This is a genomic window from Pseudomonas sp. NY15437, from assembly GCF_048068435.1.
Lineage (GTDB): Bacteria > Pseudomonadota > Gammaproteobacteria > Pseudomonadales > Pseudomonadaceae > Pseudomonas > Pseudomonas nitroreducens_B.
The window spans coordinates 1-17,627 of the sequence record NZ_JBLUQC010000029.1; the positions used below are offsets into that span (position 1 = coordinate 1).

Here is a 17,627-nt window from a genome sequence, read left to right on the forward strand (position 1 = left end):
CTCGACCCTTTCGCTGGCACCGAAAGGCCGATGAAATCTTGGCGAGCGTCGGCCGGGCAGCCGAGGCGCTAGGCCGAAAAATATGAGTGTTATTTGTGAAACGCCACACTATCAGTAACACGAAATCCCAAGTAAATTTTTCGTGAACACATAATCAAGCTTGGGAGCGCTCCTTTATAAACTTTTCCACCATGAATAAACGGTCATTCCCCCACCACATCTCATTACCTATGCATATCGTTGGAACGCCAAAAATCTTGCGATCTATAGCCGCCCCTGTTTCGGCTTCATAGACATCGATGGCGACTGCTGAGTTTAGAAAATCCAAAAAAGTAGCGTTAGTCCATCCCAAATCATTCGCGACTTTTTCCAACAGCGAATCTGCATCCGGAGCGACGCCTCCACCCCAAACCTCGCTAAACATAGCACACACATACTCAGCCTCGCGAGCTGCAGCCCCTGGATAATACAAACCAGTATTTATTCTTTGACTATTGTAGTTGGGTGGAAAATTCAATGGAATTCCGTATATATCAGCCCACCGCTGCAAGTCATTTTGCAAATAATTAAATTTAACCTTCAAATCGCGATTGGAGGGCCCCACATTACCAATGGCCTTTTTTAATCTAGCCAAATCAACCGCGTGATAACAAATAGCTATATCATGCTGTCGCGCAAGCTTGCGTAGCTTGTGATGAGCGAGATAGGAAAAAGGACTCATAAAGTCAAAGTAAAAATCAATAATCACAATTGTATACTCCTTAATCAATGATAGGCAGGGCATATATGTTAACGCCCTGCAATTGATTTGAGTGACGGGCCGCGCTTGATCACACTGCACAACCCACTCGATCTCCTATTTTATTTTCCTGCCATATGAACGATCCTCACTGATTTTTATGCGTCATGCGAAGGCGCTCCTAAGCTCACTCATCGCTCGCACCACCAGGTTTCTTGCGAGAACGCGCGGCCGAAGCCAAAACATCCCTCTTTGTTTCCAAACTATACTTCGCATGCAGTGCAGCCCAAGCTCGGCCTGATGTCTGCGCGCCAATTAGGTATTCCTCAGGCACCAATGTATAAGGAGGGCGGCAAGGGCCGGCATTCAACCATCCAGCCGCATCCATACGCGCCTTCTCAAGACCGATGTTGTACTTAGAAAATTCCGCGAAATCGCCACGAGGAAACAAAGTCGAGTCAGCCGCACGCATGGCATCTGAAATTTCTTTTGCCTTGGTCCAATCACCGGTTTTCTTGGCTTTTTCCACCTCATCACGCAGCATGATAGCCGTGGCCGGACCACACATGGCACCACTCGACCAAAATGCAGTCACTCGCTCGGGATTAATCCGTGCGGCGGCATAATAATCATCTTCATGCGGAAGAAAGCTAATATTCGGCGCCAATTTTAAATCCAAGTCAAGCATGCCTATGCCCAAGTACTTGGCGGTAACGACCTGAGGAATTTTCGACATCTCTGCCCAAAATGGCCGAGGAAAATCAAATTTAAAAGCTTCTGGATTGGCATAAACCGCAATGGCGGCCTCAGGAACTGCTTCTGCGACATCGCGGTAGAACTGTACCGCTGTGGGCAAATCCATCTTGACCCACATCGGCACCCCGAGCATAGTGCCACTTGCACCAATATCCACTAACTCGCGTGTTTGGCGGATCACTTCACGCGTATTCAGCGCGGAAGTGCCGCAAAAAAAAGGAACACGCCCTCGCACAGTGTCTACAACTGTGGCGACAAAGTCACGTTTCTCCTCCCATGTCAGGGTGGCGCATTCGCCAAAAGTGCCCAAGCTCAAAATTCCATTGACTCCAGCCTCTATGAGATTTTCAACAATACGAGCAGTTTCGTCAAAATCCACTGTCTGCGCGATGCGCCAGTCTGCGGCATCAGGAGTGGACGGCGTCGGCATAATAGTCCAAGCGCCCGTGATATCTTTCGCCGTCAGCCTCGCCAACTTTTTTTTGCCTGCCATGTTAAAACCTCTCTTTGAAAACTACGTTAATGAATTATAAAATGCAACAGAACCGGCCCCTGAGCCGGCGAGTATATGGCTAGATTCAAGGTAACTCGGCGCCAATAGCATCAGGAATCTTGTAGCCAAAATCAAATGTGACTGTAGTGTTATCGCTTGCCGCAGCACTACCAGCAGGAATCGTAACTCCATTAGCTGAACCTTCGCACTTGCATCGAATACAACATGGCTCACTCCAACTCTGTAGATCCATGGCCACTCCTCTGCAGAAGCACTGAAAATTTCAAAAAGAAAAAAACAATCAAAAAACTCTGTTTAACAAACGTCTGCGTCTCCTTTCATCTTTACTAAAGTGCCGCGAACTGGATCTTCACGGCGCTTACACGTTTTTTAGCTCAGTTTAACGTCAAGACCGTATCCGCCTTTCTCAACTCCATGCCCAAATATGTCGCCAACGTAATATTCGGCATTATCAAGAGAAGGGGCGCCTCGCCAGCCCGGCTCAATCAGCCAACCAGAAGGAGTCGCGCCATAGAACGTCAAAGCCTTGTCATTCGCATGGATACCAAGCTGCAATGCTATGTCGAGTTTATTATCTCTAAAGAGCTGGTGCGTTCGACCCAAATCCTCCATATGAGTGTACTCAACCATCAAATGATTAATTCGTTTTGCCGCGGGCATGGCACCAAACGCAATGGAGTGATCACGTGCATTGCAATGCATGAACAGCAGTTCGGCAGTCATGCCATTTGGCAGAGGAATGCGGTACTCAACGTCACCGCGGAAACCCAACAAACTGTAGAATTTTTGGGCTGCAGCAACGTCTGTTTGGCGAACGATGCAATGCCCCAAGCCTTGGTCGCCAGTCAAAAACTTGCCGTGCAATGGTCGGCCGGGGTGGAATGGGTTGTTCAAATCAACCCGGGGGCCCCAGAAAATCTCGGTCGGGTTGCCGCCCGGATCTTCCATTTTCATTAGACCCAACACCATCCGCTCATCAGCCTCGGCCTTGTCGCAGACGCGGATATTGTACCCAGCATCCTGAAGTTTTTGCCCAAGGAGTTCAAATTCTGGTTTGCCAGCAACCCGCCAGCCCAAGTATTCCAGATCGTCTTGACCACTGTGATGCACGACGATGCGGTGATGCCAGTTGTCCATCCGAAGATAAAAGCGGTCAGCATCTTCTTCATTCAAGACTTGCATCCCTAAAATAGTTGACGCGAAGTCTTTCCAAGCATCCGGGTCTTTCACCGATATGCCCATATAGCCAAGCTCAATGACGGCAGGATATTTTGTCATGGTTACACCTTTTAAATGTTGTCAAAAAGGATATTGCTGATTGAAAGGCTCTATAGTCAGCCACTTCAATTCCGTGAATTCGTCGATTACAGCTCGACCATCGAACCGTCCGTAACCTGTGTTTTTTGTGCCGCCATAGGGAGCCTGCGCCTCATTCTGAACAGTCGAGCCGTTAATGTGAACAGCCCCACATTCGATTGCCATGCCTACGCGTAGGGCCCGGTTTACGTCTCGCCCAAATATCCCAGACGACAACCCGTAAGAACTGTCGTTAGCGATTCGGATTGCATCCTCTTCGCCCTTGCAGCGGATGATCACAGTAATGGGACCAAAGGTCTCCTCGTCGTAGATCTGCATGTCCGCCGTGACGTGATCCAAAATGGTTGCAGGCATCACCGCACCGTCGGCTAAGCCACCACAGACGACTTTCGCCCCTTTTTCAATGGCATCGTTGTACATGGCATTAATCCGCTTGCCTGAGTTCGGCGAAACCATCGGCCCAACGATACAGTCCCCACTTGCGCACGGGTCTCCAGCACTGAGATTTTTGGTCTTTTCCACGAACTTGGCGACGAATTCATCAGCGATCTCTTCATCGACCACAAGGCGCTCTGTTGACATGCAGATCTGTCCTTGAAACAAGAAGCTGCCGAATACTGCAGCTTTTACTGCGGCATCGATATCGGCATCTTCCAGCACAATCAATGGCGACTTGCCGCCGAGTTCCAGCAGGCAGCGTTTGAGGTGCAGCGCTGCTTTCTGTGCAACTATGCGACCCACACGGGTAGATCCAGTAAAGTTGATTCGTCGAATCTCCTTCGCCGCGATTAGCGCCTCTGTAATTTCAGGCGATCGTTCTACTGACGAATTGAGGTAATTGAGGACCCCATCAGGCAGTCCCGCCTCTTGAACACACCGCGCCACCAAAGCGTGTGTAGCAGGGCTGAACTCCGAGCCTTTGAACACCACAGTGTTCCCGCAGACCAGCGGATAGGCGATTGCCCGGGCTGCTAGGACAACCGTGCCATTCCAAGGCACAATGCTTAAAATCGGCCCGACCGGCTGCCTCAGTGTCATTGATAGTGTGGCGGGCTTGTCTGTTGGGATTGTTTCACCCTGGATTTGGGTGGCCAACGATGCAGCCTCGCGAAAAACATTGGCTGACTGATGAACATTGAATCCCGCCCACAAGGCGGAAGCTCCTACCTCCTTGGCCATGACACCAATGAATTCAGGGGCCTTACTCTCCAACACCTCAGCGACCTTCAGCAAGAGGCGCCGCCGTTCTGATGGCCCCGTGGCCGACCAATAGGCAAAAGCGTTTTGCGCGGCCTGCGCTGCTCTTTTGGCATCTTCTACCGCCGCGTCAGCGCATCGGGTTACTACTTCGTCACTGACAGGGTGCACACGTTGAAAAATTCTTTTATCGCTTGAATCAGTCCAACTTCCGCTGATGAGCAGTTTTGTGTTCATGATTGCACTCCTCAAATATGAGTTTAAGAGACCGTTTCAAAAAGACCCCGAGGGGGCTGTTAACTTTACCGGCAAGCTGTTAAGGCAATGCTGATCAAGTCCACCGTTCATGACTGCCATGGATTATAGTGCGAGCATGTAACAGCGAAAGAGTAAAACGATGAAACAACTGACACTGGCGATGGCTGTCGATCAAAGCGCGAGATTCGGGGCGCAGCGCAAACCTACGCGACGCGAAGCGTTTCTCGATGAGATGAACACGATCATGCCCTAGGCGCAGCTTCGCGGAGTGCTGGAGCTGTTTTATCCGAAACGCGGCAGTGGACGCCCGCCTGTTGCGCTCGAGCGCATGTTGCGGATTAACTTCGTGCAGCACTGGTTCAATCTCGCCGACCTTGCATTCGAAGAGGCCCTGTACGACAGCCTCAGCCTGCGCCGTTCGCTGTGTGGAGCGCGTTGCACGAACTGCTGCTCGCGAAGTTACGCGAGGCTGGCGAACTCGATTTCTCACGGGCGGCGGTCGATTCATCCTCGGTGCGAGCCGTTGGGGCGGGCGAAAAACTGGCCCGAGCCCAACCGATCGCTCGCGACCAAGTTCGAGAAGCATCACATCCACCCCTACGCCAATGGCGCCCCCAATCAGTACCATCCTGACTGGCGCGAATCGCAACGACGTTACCCAGTTGCTGCCGATCATCGACGCGATCCCCCCAATTTGCGGCGTACGCGGCCGACCGCTTTGCAAACCCATGTCATCTGCGCAGAGCGTGGCTATGACTCCGAGCCACATCGTCAGCGGCTTCGCACGCGCGGTATCGAACCGGTGATCGCCCGGCACCGTGCGGAACACGGCAGCGGACTCAGCAAATTCCGCTGGGTAGTCGAGCGTACTCACGCATGGCTGCACAATTTTCGTGGTATTCGCATTCGGTTTGAGCGTTGAGCCTACATTCATGAGGCATTCCTTAAACTCGGTTGCGCACTCGTCTGCTAGAACATTCAGATGTACCGAACAGCCTTTTTGAAACGGTCTCTAAAGGGAACGAAACAGTTGAATCATTTGCGTCCTAGAGCCATTCCTCCATCAATGCTTATGACCGTGCCTGTGATGAACTTTCCCTGCTCACGTGAAGCCAGCATCAAATACGGTGCTACTACATCCTCAGGCTTGGCGGCGAAGCCAAGGGGGGTAAGCCCATTGATCATTTCATCGATGCCCGGCATGTCCTTCATTACGTGTTTATCGTATCCTGCGCTTGCAGGCCCGGTTAATGATGTGACGGTGCCGCCGGGCGCAACACCATTAACCCGAACATGCGGAGCCAGCTCGTATGCCAGTGCTTTTACCATGCCCAAAACCGCATGCTTGCTGGCCATATAGCAAGAACCGCCACCACCGACGGCATAAGAAGAAACAGAGGCAGTTACGACCACCGAGCCCCTCGTCTTTTTCAACTCTGGCAAAGCAGCACTGACACCACTGAAATAACTCTTTACGTTGATGGTAAAAATCTCATCGAAACTAGGTCCAAATTTTTCCCATGGCTCCTCAATACTTAGCATGTAATCCCAAATACCAGCATTCGCAATAAAGCAATCAAGGCGACCAAACCTATCGACTGCCTGTTTCACCAATTTCTGATTCACCGCGTGCTCACAGACATCGCCAACAACGATCTCAATTCTGTCTTCAAATTCGCGGCGTAGGCTAGCCTCTTGGAGTTCGTTACGAACGAGAGCAGCCACGCCATATCCCGCCTTTCCAAATACTCGAACCAACTCAAGGCCGATGCCTGATCCGCCGCCTGTGATTGCAACAACTTGTTGATCATTCATAAGATCTACTTTATTTATTTATGTTTAGGGAAGTGCTGATTTATTCGGCTCGGCGGTCATCGCAACGGCCGCCGAGGGCGTTGTAGAAAGAGGCTCACGGAACGGATCCCACTACATGAAGCGGCAGATCGGTTTTTGCAGAAGCGGAAAAGCAAGGGCGCGAAGCACGTAACCAAGCGGCAACGCTTTCTGGCAGAGATGGAGAAGCTTTTTCCTTGGACGCGTTTGCTGTTGGCCATCGAGCCGTACTACCCGAACGGCAAGCGAGGCCGGGCGTCGATTGGTTTGGAGCATACGCTGCGGATCTACGTCCTTCAGCAGTGGTACGGGCTGTCGGACGAAGGGTTGGAAGACGCGCTGTACCGACAGCATCGCGATGCCCGCGTTTGCCGCCATCAATCTGGCGGTCGAGGACGTGCCAGATGCGACGACGCTGTTTAATATCCGCCGCCTGCTGGTCGAGCTTGACTTGACACGCAAGCTGTTCGACGAGATCGGCATTTCGCTGTGCGAACGCGGGTTGCTGATGAAGGGAGGCACCTTGGTCGATGCGGCGATTATCGAGGCGCCGCCGTCGACCAAGAACGCTCAGAACAGCCGCGATCCCGAGATCCATCAAACGAAGAAGGGGAACGAATGGCACTTCGGCGTGGATGCCGACTCGGGCCTGGTACATAGCCTGGTGTGTACATCGGCCAACGGATGGGATGTGTCGCAAGCCCACGCTTTGTTGCACGGACACGAGCGGGAAGTATTTGGCGATGTTGGCTACAAGGGCGCTGAAAGGCGCGACGAGATGCGCGGCAAAGCGGTGCAATGGCGCGTGCTTGTCAAGCACGGCAAGATCAAGGCAATGCGAGAAGGTGCGCTCAAGGATCTGCTGATCCAGGTCGAGCGAACCAAGGCGCAGATTCGCGCACGGGTTGAATATTCGCTTCATGTCGTCAATAACCTATTCCGCTAGCGCAAAGCCCGCTACAAAGGCCTGGCCAAGGATACGGCGCAGTTGTTCAGTCTGTTCGCCTTGGCCAATCTGGTGATCGTAAAGAACCGGCTGCGCTCGATACATGGGCAAAGTTCGTCACGTGTATGAAAAAACGAGCAGCCGGCCCGTATTCGAGCAAAACTCGGCGTGATCGCAACGAAATTCATTCGCCGTTCCCTTGCTCGCAAACTGACTCAACGCAAGCTCAGGCGGCGAACTCTTTGATCAGCGTTTCCTTAGGGGTCAGGACGATCGAACTAAAAATTTTTATCTTTATAAATCAAATATTTAAATCCGACACAGTATACAATCTGTTGCGCTTAATATGTTGATAAATATAGATATATTCATTCCGAGTCCGATTGCCCTACCTTAGCGGTGACCATAGAGCAAGAGGGTCACCGCATTAGTTCAGATAAAGAGCATTAGGTTATGCGTCTGAAGGACCCGCTCGGGGTAGTCAATAAACCGCTTCATCAACTTGAGATGCCCATCGCCATGTCGTCGCCATATATCCTCGCGGGTAGCATGAAATAAGTCGGCTTGATTGCCTCGCCGCGCCCTTTGCACAATCACGTTGGATCGGATATGCAAAAGATCCAAATCATCTTTATCCCTCGCCACCAGAACATTGGTGATATAGCGTGTGTAACGAACTTTTGGGCTATTCCCCCAGTTCTGGGGATCCAACTGATGTTCAACACGAACCTTCAACTGCTGATAGTTATCGTTATAGATGTTCACAGCGTCATTCAATTGATAGCGGCGCTCGGATGCAGCCCGCAGTTCACGGGAAACAACCTGATACTGAACCTCTTGGGCGACGCAATGTGTCAGCCAAGCATTGTATGCTCCGATATCGAGCAGGTGCGCCTCTCGCGTCAAGACGGCATTAGCCTCTTGCAGCAAATCCCAATCGATTGCTTGCCCCCCATGAAATCGGTGAAACTCTTCCGCATCACTAGCGGATACCAGTTTATCTTCCTGAATGTTGATCATCATGGTTATCTCCTATATCAAACAGAAGCAGGCTTCGTCAGCTCTGCATGCCAGTTGTTTGACTTATCATTAACCTCTGCCCAGCTGGAACTGCTGATTTGCGCTTGGTAGGCTCTATAGAATCCGCGGTAACTGGTTTCTCCTATCGCTGATTTGCCAACCACGCCAGGATAGGATTCATCCCCGTATACATCTCTTCCGAAACCGAGATTGGAAATCAATTCAGCATTGCCCGATTGATATTTTTTTGCATTCTGAGATTCCGTTTCCATGTTGTCGTTATCATCGCTCTCCCAGAAGCCAGCGGGGCCGAAAGTTCGCTGAACTGCATCGGCCAAGCGTTGTTTCAACTCTTTAGGCATATCCTTCTCGACGCAGGCGTAGGTCCAAACTTCGGTCGTATTCTCATCGATCGGGTGCCAGACTTTGAATACGCCCGAGCAAGTCAGCATGCTGTTGTTCGGGAACACAGTGCAATTCAAATGACTGCGATAGATACGTGCACGAATTTCGCCTATCTCATTTGCCAACTTCTCTTGCTTCGCACTCGCAAATGCCATCATATCCGAAACTAGGTCAGAACTGTGCACACCTGAATATCCATCCCATAGAAGGCCCATTCCAGAGCCATATTTTGATGTTATCTGCAAACCTGCGCCCTCTGGTGGCAGCATGGCATTGCCTGCAAGAGACGAAAAAATTGACTGCCCCACACGTAACGAGGAAGCGTGAGTCCAGCCGACATGATAGGCATCCCCAACAAAGTTCTCAGCCGGAGCCTTCCAGTTTGCCTTGATCACAACCTTGCCCGGGGGGCCGATCAGTTCCAAACCACCCGAGTACTTGAACATGGGCTCCAAGTACCATGCCGCATCCCCCAAGTATTCAGAAAGATTCGGCGCTTCCTTGTCCCAGCATCCATAGATAAAACCGTGAAAGCTTTCAATACGCGGAACCGCCTTCAGGCCTAAACATTTTTTATCCAGCTCAGCTCCATACAGATCCTTTTCGAAGGGAACACTTTGTAGCTCGCCACTATGACCAAAACCCCAACCATGATAGCTGCAAACAAACCCTTTGGCATTTCCAGCCTCTGAATTCACTAACGTTTTTCCGCGGTGCCGACAAACGTTTAGAAATGCCCGGATGGAGCCATCGTTCTGCCGAGAAACGATTACTTCATCCGTCCCCATCTTTGCAAGCACATAATCGCCAGATGCGGGAATCAAGCTATCGTGAGTGAGAAAAAGCCAGCTTCGCGCAAAAACGGTTTTTAATTCATGCTGGAACAAGTCGCTGTCCCCGTGAATCAGATGCTTTTGGGTCAAACCGGATTCACTTACGAGATTTTGATATTTCACGCTTTCAGTCTCCAACTTTTTTATTGTGAATGTGCATCATGGGAACTCATTGCGGATTTGGGTTTGCGATTACTCCTCGTCTACCAAAAGCTCATTCAACTCCTCGAGATATAGCATGATTCGCTGATTTTCGATTTTCACAGAGTAGGTTCTGATGTCTTCTGTCAAAGGAGCGCACATGGCTCTTCCGGTACAGACATCGAACCGCCCCTGGTGCAGTGGGCACTCAATCTCACGCCCGTCCAAAAAACCATCACTCATACGGGCAGCACCATGTGTGCACAAGTTGTCTGTAGCGTAGATTTCGCCTTCAACTTCGTAGAGCGCAATCTCTCTTCCTTTAACCTTGATAGCAACGACATCCCCCTCAGGGATGTCGTTTCGCGATGCCGCGTCAATCCAGTTTTCGGTCATATTCGTCGCCTCAGATCGGATAGATGATGGAGTTGGCGATCATTTCGCTGTTGTAGACACCAGGCAGGCGAGACAGCAGCTTGAGCCCCTCGGGCTTGCGCACATTCACGTCGCGGTAGAAGCCGGCACTGAACACAGTGGACTCGCCATCGAGCTTGGTGCGGATCACCGTGTAGTTGGCCTCGGACATGATGCGCTCGCCTAGGCGGTCGGGCTGCACGGAGATGATGCGCGCCGTGCCCACGATGTGGCGCTGGTAGGGTGGGGCCGAGGAACTCTTCCAGCGGCTCGACGTCATGGTCGAACGAGGCGAACACCACGCCACCGCGCACGGCCACCTTCAGCGTGGTCATGCTCTTTGAGCTTGAATTCCTTGGGCATGCCGCCGTTGACCTTGCCATCTTGCTTGACACCGCGACGGAAGGGCACGCCCTGCAGGTCACCCTTGAGGCTGTAGTTCCACTGGTGATATGGGCAGAAGAAGTCCTTGGCCGACTTGCCGCTGCGCTCGCCGATCACCGTGCGACGGTAGTCACCCGGGTTGGGGATCTCGGTCTCAAGGCCCACATAGCACCAGTGGCCCGAGTAAAACAGGCTCTCGAGTTGCTTCTTGTAAAGGTCTTCGCGCGTGTAGACCCAGAACGGCACATGGCTAGCGCCCTCACCTTCCCGGGCCGGGTCCTGGGGAAACACGTTGACCTGCTTAGTCATGTTAGTCATGGGTGGGGTTTCTCAAACGGGTTGTGAGATGTCGCTGGGATAGAAAGCGTCGGCGTGCACGTGCTCGTGCGCCAGGCCCAGGCGTTTCACCAGCAGGCTCAGGGCCTCGACCATCGCCGGGGCACCGCACAGGTAGGCGCGCCAGCCTTCCAGGGTCGACAGGTCGGCCATGATCGCATCGGTGACCAGGCCCGAGCGCATACCGGCCGGTGCCTCGCCCACGGCGACCACGATCTGCACACACACATTGGGGTGACGCTCGGTCAGCTCCTGCAGGCGCTCGACGTCATACAGGTCCTGCGCGCTGCGCACACCGAAGTACAGATGGATAGGGTTGTCCATGCCTGCCTCGAGCGCGCCGCGCACGATGGACAGCACTGGCGCCAAGCCCGTGCCACCGCCCACACACAGCATCGGACCGATGTGCTTGCGGCGCAGGTAGGCCGTACCCAGGGGGCCGCTGATGCGAATCGCCGAGCCCACGGACAGCTGATCGAACACGTATTCGGTGACACGGCCACCGGGCACCTTGCGGATCTGGAACTCCATCTCGGCGTCGTCCGGCAGACCGGCCATCGAGTAGGGGCGGATGTGCTCGGGGGAAAACTGCAAGGTGGCGTACTGCCCCGGCGAGAACGACAGCGGTTTGGCCAGCTTCACGCGGATCTTGCGGATGTCGTGGGTAGCCTCTTCGATCGATACCACGGTGCCCTTGATTATGCGCGCCGGGTGCACCACCACCTCGTCCATCTCGGGAATCTCGATGGTGCAGGGCCCGCTCAGCACCGACTGGCAGGCCAGCACATAGCGCTCGCCATTGACGGGCGGACTACCGGCTTCCGGAACGCTGTGGCGCACTTCGCCCTCGATCACCTTGCATCGGCAGGTGCCGCAACGGCCCGACATGCAGCTGTAAGACACCGGCACCCCGCCGGCGATCAGAACCTCTAACAGGTTTTGGCCACTCTCGAACGAAAGGCGGAGGTTGTTCGGTTGTATGTTGAGTTCCATGGGTTTCAGCTATTTTTATAGTTGTCAGTGTGTGCCATCCTGAGGATCGCAGTCATATCAGTCAATTATCTGGGGGTGATAGATATAATCACCACAGCGAATACACAGGGATAACCATGAACCTGCGCGACATCGTTATGAACCTGCTGGTGATCTTTCACCAGTTGCTGCTCGAGCGCAGCGTGTCTGCTGCGGCCGACAAGCTCGGCCTGACCCAACCGGCCGTCAGCAATGCACTCAAGCGCCTGAGCACGGGTCGCGGGGGGGGGGGGGGGGTCCACGCCCCCCACCCCCCCCCCCCCCCCCCCCCCCACCGCCTGCCCAACGACCAGATGGCGTAGAAAAGCTGCCAGAGTCCCATCGCGTTGCCTTGCGAGATCGACTCTGGGTAAGGCACCTGGAGCTTCGAGGTGGTCGCAAACTGGACCGCGACACGCCCCACGAGACGGGTCATCCGGTAGTCCCACAATGGATGCTGGATCAGGACTTGGAGGAAGGGGACTGGGGCGAGTGCAAAGCCTGCTGGCTGACAGCAGTTATGTGGGGCGGCCTTTCGCGCAGGGCGTGAGCGAAATCCTGGGTGGGCACGTTACGGTACAGATAGCCAAACGCAGCGAACTGCACACCTTCAAGGTCATACCCAAGCGCTGGGTGGTAGAGCGCAGCTTCGCCTGGCTGGAAAAGAACCGGCGGCTGTGGAAGAACTGTGAGCGACTGCTTAACACCAGCCTGCAGTTCATCCACTTGGCCTTCTTGAGCCTTCTGCTCAAAAGACTTTGAACAGGCTCTCAGGTCATGCCGGCCTATGCCGAGGCAGGAATCAGCCCTTCCGCTGCGAGCGCGGCCTGAACGGCAGGGCGGGCGGCGCCCCGACCCTGATAGGCCGTCAACGCGGGCCAGGGGGCGAGATCGATCCCGACGTATTGACCCCAGCCGAGTACCGTGAACAGGTAAGCGTCGACCACCGTGAAGGTCTCGCCCATCGCGAAGCTGGTGCCTGCCAGGCGCTGATTGACGTATTCGAGGCGGTTTTTGAGTTGGGCCTTGAGGACGGCCTTGGCTTCATCAGGCAGTTTCGGGTTGAACAGCGCGCCAAAGCCCTTATGCAGCTCGGTGGAAATGAAGTTCAGCCACTCCATCAAGCGGTAACGCTCAAACGATCCTGCCGCGGGCGCCAGGTGTTTTTGTGGAACGCGGTCGGCGAGGTACTGCACGATGGCCGGGCCTTCGGTGAGCACCTGCCCGTTGTCGAGTTGCAAGGCTGGGACATAGCCGTTCGGGGTGATGGTTTTGTAGTCGGTGCCGGTTTCGGTCTGGCCGGTTTGCAGATCAACCCGCACGAGTTGGAAGTCGAATCCGCCTTCACGCAGGACGATGTGGGGCGATAGCGAGCAGGCGCCGGGGCTGTAATAGAGCTTCATGGATATCCTCAAGGTTTATTTGCGGGAGTGGGTCTTATAAAGTAACCTTGATTCATAAACAAGAAGGCACGTGCTGCGCCAATAGTTACTTCGAGGGAACACACATGACGATGGAGGACAGGTTTGTCGGAGCCGATTCACCCACTGACCTGACGACGTCTTACAGCGACCACCGGGCCTGTCCGGTGCGCGACGTGCTCGACCGCTTGGGCGACAAGTGGTCGACGCTGATTCTCGTGACCCTGTCACAGAGCCCGCAACGCTTCAATGCGCTGACCCGCGCCGTGCCCGACATCTCGCGCCGGATGCTGACCGAGACGCTGCGCCACCTCGAACGCGACGGACTCATCTGGCGCAAGGTGACGCCGTCGACGCCGCCAATGGTGAGCTACGGGCTCACCCCGCTCGGGACTTCGCTGATGCCGCCGCTCAACGCGCTCATCGCCTGGGCCGAGCGCAACCAGCCCGAGATCGCCGCCGTCCGTGCCCGGTTCGATGGCCCCATCGCCAACGGCTGAAGGGCTGACGACCATGCGGTCGGCGCTCGCTGGGATTACCCGCGGTGATACCCATCATTCCCCAGGATTCCTCATGTCTGAGATAACGGATTGGATTCCGGTCGCGACTGCACCACCAAAACCCAACCCTTATCGGTTGGGTTTTTTCTGCCCGCAACGCCAGTGCTGGCGCGGTTTCCGGCCGTAGCCTCTTGAGCACACACCTCCCGAAGTCGCCGTTCCCGGCGCGCATTCCACCGTTTTTCTCTCTCTGTTCTCGGCGACCCTCTTGAACATTCAAGGCGCGAAGCCGTGCATCCATGCGGGTTGGAGAGCTGCGGGTTGTCGTTTTCGCTTGCCTTGGGCTGGCGCGACCGCGACCGAGACGGCGAAAGGTGCGTCAGCCTCAGTCAGCAGCGGCCTGCATCCAACGCCTCTCGCTGTGCCGACCAGGACGCCGACACCTTGTCGCGCAGCAGCTGGCTGACGCCTACCTTGAGGTGTCCCAGGGCAAGGCCCTCGACCAGGTCTGGGGCCAGGAAGGGGAACTCTTTTTCGATGCATCGTAGGTACATCACGCCGGGCTTACCGAACGCTGATGGATTCATGCATTGCAGCTCAAGCGCGTAGCGCTGTTCAAAGGCGTTGTATCTGTGCTCAGTCGAGAGGACCACCTCCATCAGGGGAGCATGCAACGCTTTGAGGCTGTGGCGGAGAACCTTCTCAAACAGGACTTCACGGCAGCTGCGCCGAACCAGAAATGGGTGGGCGACATCACCTACCTGTACACGGAGGTGTAGTGGTCAAGCCATCCCGGACAGTGGGTTAAGTTTTTTCTCGGCAACGGCGGGTGGCAGTCCATCATTGGCCTGATGCGGCCTTAGCCAGTTGTATCGATGCATCAGGTAATGGCTGATATCCCGTTGTGCCTCTCGGGCCGTCATGTAACCCGTGGAGGGTATCCACTCGGTCTTCAGGCTGCGAAATAGCCGCTCCATCGGCGCATTGTCCCAGCAGTTTCCGCGCCTGCTCATGCTCTGCCGCATGCGGTAACGCCATAGCCGTTGCCGGAACAGGCGGCTGGCATATTGGGCGCCTTGATCGGAATGAAACATCACCTGTTGCGCCCTGCCACGCTGCTCGTACGCCATGTCGAGGGCCCGGGCCGCCAAGTCGGCATCCGGTCTGTCGGAAAACGCCCAGCCCACCACGCGGCGTACATGCAGATCCAGAACGACCGCCAGGTAATGCCAGCGGCCATGAGCCCAGACGTAAGTGATGTCGCCACACCAGACCTGGTTGGGGCGTTCGACAGTGAACTCACGGTTCAGCAGATTCGGAATGTCGGGACGCTCGACGGTGGCCTGCTTGTAGGCATGGGAAACGGGCTGCTTGCTGACGAGGCCCAGTTCACGCATCAGACGTCGAACCCGAAAGCGGCCAATCACCACACCTTGCTCACGCATCATGCCCATGATGCTGCGGCTGCCCGCAGACCCTCGGCTGTCGCTAAAAAGCTGGTTGACCTGACTACGCAAGCGCGCAGCTGGGTCAGGGATTTCATCCGCTGGTACAACCACCAACACCGGCACAGCCGCCTCCGCTTCGTGACGCCGGCAGAGCGCCATCGGGGCGAGGATCGCCAGGTGCTGGCTCGCCGGCATGCGTTGTACCAAGAAGCCCGTGCTCGCACGCCGGAGCGCTGGCCGGGTGCCACACGAAACTGGACGCCCGCCGGGGCGGTGGCACTCAACCCCGAGCGGGAGCAACAGCAGCCGCTGAAACAGGCGGCCTGAAAACACGGTCGACGCGACAACTACCTTGAAAAACGCCGGAAGGCGTGAACAACAGGATCAAGGTGATCAAGCGCATGGCCTATGGCTTCTGGGACTCGGACTACTTCTTCCGTAAAGTCAAGGCCGCCTTCCCCGGGAAAACGCGATGAACCCTATAAAGGCCACATCACAACCAGGTTCCGCCCTGGCGTTCAACCGGTTCGTTGAGATCGCTAGCGTCGAAGCCGTGGATCCAATCGAGGTGATGCAGCATGGCATCATGTGATGCAAGACGTGCATCGCGGCGATCCCTCTCTTCACCCGGTGGCAAGTGCAGCATATCGCCAGTGGTCACGGACGCATACACAACCTTGCGCGCCCGACCGCGACGCAGTCGCTCGTAACGTTCAAAGGTTTCTGCAATCGACGCGGAACCGGCAGCGGCAATGCAGTCAGCAAGGACCACGGCATCCTCGATCGACTGGTTGGCGCCCTGTCCATGGTGCGGAACTAGGGAATGTGCGGCATCACCGAGCAGCGTTACCCGACCTTTGCTCCATCGGCCAAGGGTCATACGATAAGTCATACCCCATCGCTGATTGACTGTATTCAAGGTGTTCGAAGCGATCAATTCAACGAGAGCAGGATGCCAGTCCTTGAAGAGGCGTAGGTGTTCACCGTCGTCTGCAGGCGCGGTCGACTGTTTTAGTGGCCAAGTCGTCGGAGTGCGTTCAACGAGAAAGAAATTGATGTCTCCTTTCCTGTCTCCGCCGATCGGGTAGTGAAGACAGTGGCCGGACTCTCCCAACCAGAATTGGATTGCAGTTGGATCAGGCATGCTCGATAATTTATCGATTGGAACAATCCCACGAAACGCTGTATACCCAGCGTATATGTAATCTTCATAGCCGAGCATCAAGCTCCGCACGGTGGAACGCACCCCATCAGCACCGATGACTATATCAGCATCCGCTTTGCTGCCATCCTTAAAATGTAGCACTACCTGTTCGCCAGTATCATCGATATTTACTAGGCGTTTATTCAGGTGGATGCGATCCATACCCACCTTGGTGGAGAGAATCCTTTGCAACTCGGCCCGGTGAATGCCGAGATAGGGGCCGCCAAAAAGGTCTCGATACGTCTGCCCCACGGCGTGCCTGCCGATTTCACGGCCAGTTTTTCCGTCCCGGTAGATCAAAGCAGGAATTTCAATCGCAGCCTCGTCGAACGCCTCACCCAAACCCCAGTGATTGTAATAAAACCGCGTGGCATTGGCGGATAATGCGACCGCGGCGCCCACCTCACGCAACTCCTCCGCTTGTTCGTATATATCAACGTCGATACCGTGGTAGCGCATCGCAATTGCAAATGTCAAGCCACCGATACCACCACCGACCACAGCAATGCGGCGTATTTTATTAGTTTCCTTTTCACTCATAATTATTATCTCTTTATTGTATTTGGCTAAATTTGAAGCAGTGAAAATGGTATCATGCTGGAGAATTTAACAGAGGCAACGAGTTGTAGCATCTCATGCTGTGTGTGGCGAGAGAGCCAGCTCTGACTACGCTCCAATTAATAAACCCTGGTCGGAATATAGAGAAGGCTGTTCGCATAGTAAATAATACTATAAATATAACAATTATAAATATTATGAATTTAGGGGGTATGCAGCGTAAGCGCTCCATAAACCCCGTCCGCCAGGACGGGGTTTGTTTTCAGGAAGCAGGGGCAGAAGCTAGTGTGGCGTTTCACAAATAACACTCATATTTTTCGGCCTAGCGCCTCGGCTGCCCGGCCGACGCTCGCCAAGATTTCATCGGCCTTTCGGTGCCAGCGAAAGGGTCG

Annotated in this window: 14 protein-coding genes and 8 pseudogenes; 7 read left to right on the forward strand and 15 right to left on the reverse strand. The window is 54.5% G+C overall.

Features of this window, described 5'->3' with window-relative positions; translation table 11 throughout:
* Positions 1 to 154: 154 nt before the first annotated feature.
* The 4 genes from ACNFIA_RS31640 to ACNFIA_RS31655 form a co-directional block, all read right to left on the reverse strand.
* A complete protein-coding gene (locus tag ACNFIA_RS31640) occupies positions 155 to 748 on the reverse strand; it encodes a 2-hydroxychromene-2-carboxylate isomerase (protein ID WP_416790954.1) in 594 nt (197 codons plus the stop codon).
* Between the two features lie 178 nt (positions 749 to 926).
* Positions 927 to 1,988 carry a dihydrodipicolinate synthase family protein gene (locus tag ACNFIA_RS31645; RefSeq protein ID WP_416790956.1) on the reverse strand — a complete coding sequence of 354 codons (1,062 nt, stop codon included), beginning with the start codon at positions 1,986 to 1,988 and terminating at the stop codon, positions 927 to 929.
* Positions 1,989 to 2,378: 390 nt separating this feature from the next.
* Entirely contained in the window at positions 2,379 to 3,287 is a 909-nt protein-coding gene (nahC, locus tag ACNFIA_RS31650; RefSeq protein ID WP_416790957.1) for a 1,2-dihydroxynaphthalene dioxygenase, read from the reverse strand.
* Between the two features lie 21 nt (positions 3,288 to 3,308).
* The gene (locus ACNFIA_RS31655; protein WP_416790958.1) at positions 3,309 to 4,760 is read right to left on the reverse strand and encodes an aldehyde dehydrogenase; all 1,452 of its coding nucleotides are present in this window, start codon (positions 4,758 to 4,760) and stop codon (positions 3,309 to 3,311) included.
* Between the two features lie 160 nt (positions 4,761 to 4,920).
* Here ACNFIA_RS31655 and ACNFIA_RS31660 point away from each other — a divergent pair.
* Both ACNFIA_RS31660 and ACNFIA_RS31665 read left to right on the forward strand, forming a co-directional pair.
* A pseudogene (locus tag ACNFIA_RS31660) lies at positions 4,921 to 5,199 on the forward strand (transposase); the annotation flags it as partial.
* Positions 5,200 to 5,204: 5 nt separating this feature from the next.
* A pseudogene (locus tag ACNFIA_RS31665) lies at positions 5,205 to 5,785 on the forward strand (IS5 family transposase); the annotation flags it as partial.
* Positions 5,786 to 5,816: 31 nt separating this feature from the next.
* Here the strand turns inward: ACNFIA_RS31665 and hcaB are convergent.
* Positions 5,817 to 6,596, reverse strand: a complete 780-nt coding sequence (gene hcaB, locus ACNFIA_RS31670; protein ID WP_416790959.1) for a 3-(cis-5,6-dihydroxycyclohexa-1,3-dien-1-yl)propanoate dehydrogenase — start codon at positions 6,594 to 6,596, stop codon at positions 5,817 to 5,819.
* Between the two features lie 115 nt (positions 6,597 to 6,711).
* Between hcaB and ACNFIA_RS31675 the strand changes: the two are divergent.
* Positions 6,712 to 7,689: pseudogene (locus ACNFIA_RS31675) on the forward strand (IS5 family transposase).
* A gap of 303 nt (positions 7,690 to 7,992) precedes the next feature.
* Here ACNFIA_RS31675 and ACNFIA_RS31680 read toward each other — a convergent pair.
* From ACNFIA_RS31680 to ACNFIA_RS31705, 6 genes and pseudogenes are all read right to left on the reverse strand, one after another.
* Positions 7,993 to 8,583, reverse strand: a complete 591-nt coding sequence (locus ACNFIA_RS31680) for an aromatic-ring-hydroxylating dioxygenase subunit beta (RefSeq protein ID WP_416790960.1) — start codon at positions 8,581 to 8,583, stop codon at positions 7,993 to 7,995.
* A gap of 14 nt (positions 8,584 to 8,597) precedes the next feature.
* On the reverse strand, positions 8,598 to 9,941 hold the full coding sequence (locus tag ACNFIA_RS31685; RefSeq protein ID WP_416790961.1) for an aromatic ring-hydroxylating oxygenase subunit alpha: 1,344 nt from the start codon (positions 9,939 to 9,941) through the stop codon (positions 8,598 to 8,600).
* 69 nt (positions 9,942 to 10,010) lie between these two features.
* A complete protein-coding gene (locus ACNFIA_RS31690; RefSeq protein WP_416790962.1) occupies positions 10,011 to 10,355 on the reverse strand; it encodes a non-heme iron oxygenase ferredoxin subunit in 345 nt (114 codons plus the stop codon).
* 10 nt (positions 10,356 to 10,365) lie between these two features.
* Positions 10,366 to 10,653 carry a hypothetical protein gene (locus tag ACNFIA_RS31695; protein ID WP_416790968.1) on the reverse strand — a complete coding sequence of 96 codons (288 nt, stop codon included), beginning with the start codon at positions 10,651 to 10,653 and terminating at the stop codon, positions 10,366 to 10,368.
* Positions 10,613 to 10,850 (reverse strand): annotated as a pseudogene (locus ACNFIA_RS31700) (Rieske 2Fe-2S domain-containing protein); the annotation flags it as partial. The gene ACNFIA_RS31695 and the pseudogene ACNFIA_RS31700, both read right to left, overlap by 41 nt.
* A 237-nt stretch (positions 10,851 to 11,087) precedes the next feature.
* Positions 11,088 to 12,086, reverse strand: a complete 999-nt coding sequence (locus ACNFIA_RS31705) for a 2Fe-2S iron-sulfur cluster-binding protein (protein WP_416790963.1) — start codon at positions 12,084 to 12,086, stop codon at positions 11,088 to 11,090.
* 116 nt (positions 12,087 to 12,202) lie between these two features.
* Between ACNFIA_RS31705 and ACNFIA_RS31710 the strand changes: the two are divergent.
* Together ACNFIA_RS31710 and ACNFIA_RS31715 are read left to right on the forward strand one after the other, a co-directional pair.
* Positions 12,203 to 12,340, forward strand: a pseudogene (locus ACNFIA_RS31710) (helix-turn-helix domain-containing protein); the annotation flags it as partial.
* A gap of 244 nt (positions 12,341 to 12,584) precedes the next feature.
* Positions 12,585 to 12,866 (forward strand): annotated as a pseudogene (locus tag ACNFIA_RS31715) (transposase); the annotation flags it as partial.
* Between the two features lie 23 nt (positions 12,867 to 12,889).
* On the opposite strand, the gene gstA reads toward ACNFIA_RS31715, so the two are convergent.
* A complete protein-coding gene (gstA, locus tag ACNFIA_RS31720; protein ID WP_416790964.1) occupies positions 12,890 to 13,507 on the reverse strand; it encodes a glutathione transferase GstA in 618 nt (205 codons plus the stop codon).
* A 104-nt stretch (positions 13,508 to 13,611) separates the two neighbouring features.
* Here gstA and ACNFIA_RS31725 point away from each other — a divergent pair, with 104 nt between their 5' ends.
* Positions 13,612 to 14,025, forward strand: coding sequence for a winged helix-turn-helix transcriptional regulator (locus tag ACNFIA_RS31725; RefSeq protein WP_416790965.1), 414 nt, complete (start codon positions 13,612 to 13,614; stop codon positions 14,023 to 14,025).
* A gap of 389 nt (positions 14,026 to 14,414) precedes the next feature.
* Here the strand turns inward: ACNFIA_RS31725 and ACNFIA_RS31730 are convergent, their stop codons facing one another.
* The gene (locus ACNFIA_RS31730) at positions 14,415 to 14,684 is read right to left on the reverse strand and encodes a hypothetical protein (protein ID WP_416790966.1); all 270 of its coding nucleotides are present in this window, start codon (positions 14,682 to 14,684) and stop codon (positions 14,415 to 14,417) included.
* A gap of 123 nt (positions 14,685 to 14,807) precedes the next feature.
* Positions 14,808 to 15,539, reverse strand: a pseudogene (locus tag ACNFIA_RS31735) (IS3 family transposase); the annotation flags it as partial.
* Positions 15,540 to 15,838: 299 nt separating this feature from the next.
* Here ACNFIA_RS31735 and ACNFIA_RS31740 point away from each other — a divergent pair.
* Positions 15,839 to 15,949, forward strand: a pseudogene (locus ACNFIA_RS31740) (transposase); the annotation flags it as partial.
* A 17-nt stretch (positions 15,950 to 15,966) separates the two neighbouring features.
* Here ACNFIA_RS31740 and ACNFIA_RS31745 read toward each other — a convergent pair.
* A complete protein-coding gene (locus ACNFIA_RS31745; RefSeq protein WP_416790967.1) occupies positions 15,967 to 17,217 on the reverse strand; it encodes an FAD-dependent monooxygenase in 1,251 nt (416 codons plus the stop codon).
* Positions 17,218 to 17,627: the final 410 nt, after the last annotated feature.

Excerpts from the sequence above, each read along its gene's own strand:
- ACNFIA_RS31645 (WP_416790956.1), bottom strand. The coding sequence starts at position 1,988 with ATGGCAGGCAAAAAAAAGTTGGCGAGGCTGACGGCGAAAGATATCACG.
- nahC (WP_416790957.1), bottom strand. The coding sequence starts at position 3,287 with ATGACAAAATATCCTGCCGTCATTGAGCTTGGCTATATGGGCATATCG.
- ACNFIA_RS31655 (WP_416790958.1), bottom strand. The coding sequence starts at position 4,760 with ATGAACACAAAACTGCTCATCAGCGGAAGTTGGACTGATTCAAGCGAT.
- hcaB (WP_416790959.1), bottom strand. The coding sequence starts at position 6,596 with ATGAATGATCAACAAGTTGTTGCAATCACAGGCGGCGGATCAGGCATC.
- ACNFIA_RS31680 (WP_416790960.1), bottom strand. The coding sequence starts at position 8,583 with ATGATGATCAACATTCAGGAAGATAAACTGGTATCCGCTAGTGATGCG.
- ACNFIA_RS31690 (WP_416790962.1), bottom strand. The coding sequence starts at position 10,355 with ATGACCGAAAACTGGATTGACGCGGCATCGCGAAACGACATCCCTGAG.
- ACNFIA_RS31695 (WP_416790968.1), bottom strand. The coding sequence starts at position 10,653 with ATGACGTCGAGCCGCTGGAAGAGTTCCTCGGCCCCACCCTACCAGCGC.
- ACNFIA_RS31705 (WP_416790963.1), bottom strand. The coding sequence starts at position 12,086 with ATGGAACTCAACATACAACCGAACAACCTCCGCCTTTCGTTCGAGAGT.
- gstA (WP_416790964.1), bottom strand. The coding sequence starts at position 13,507 with ATGAAGCTCTATTACAGCCCCGGCGCCTGCTCGCTATCGCCCCACATC.
- ACNFIA_RS31725 (WP_416790965.1), top strand. The coding sequence starts at position 13,612 with ATGACGATGGAGGACAGGTTTGTCGGAGCCGATTCACCCACTGACCTG.
- ACNFIA_RS31730 (WP_416790966.1), bottom strand. The coding sequence starts at position 14,684 with ATGGAGGTGGTCCTCTCGACTGAGCACAGATACAACGCCTTTGAACAG.
- ACNFIA_RS31745 (WP_416790967.1), bottom strand. The coding sequence starts at position 17,217 with ATGAGTGAAAAGGAAACTAATAAAATACGCCGCATTGCTGTGGTCGGT.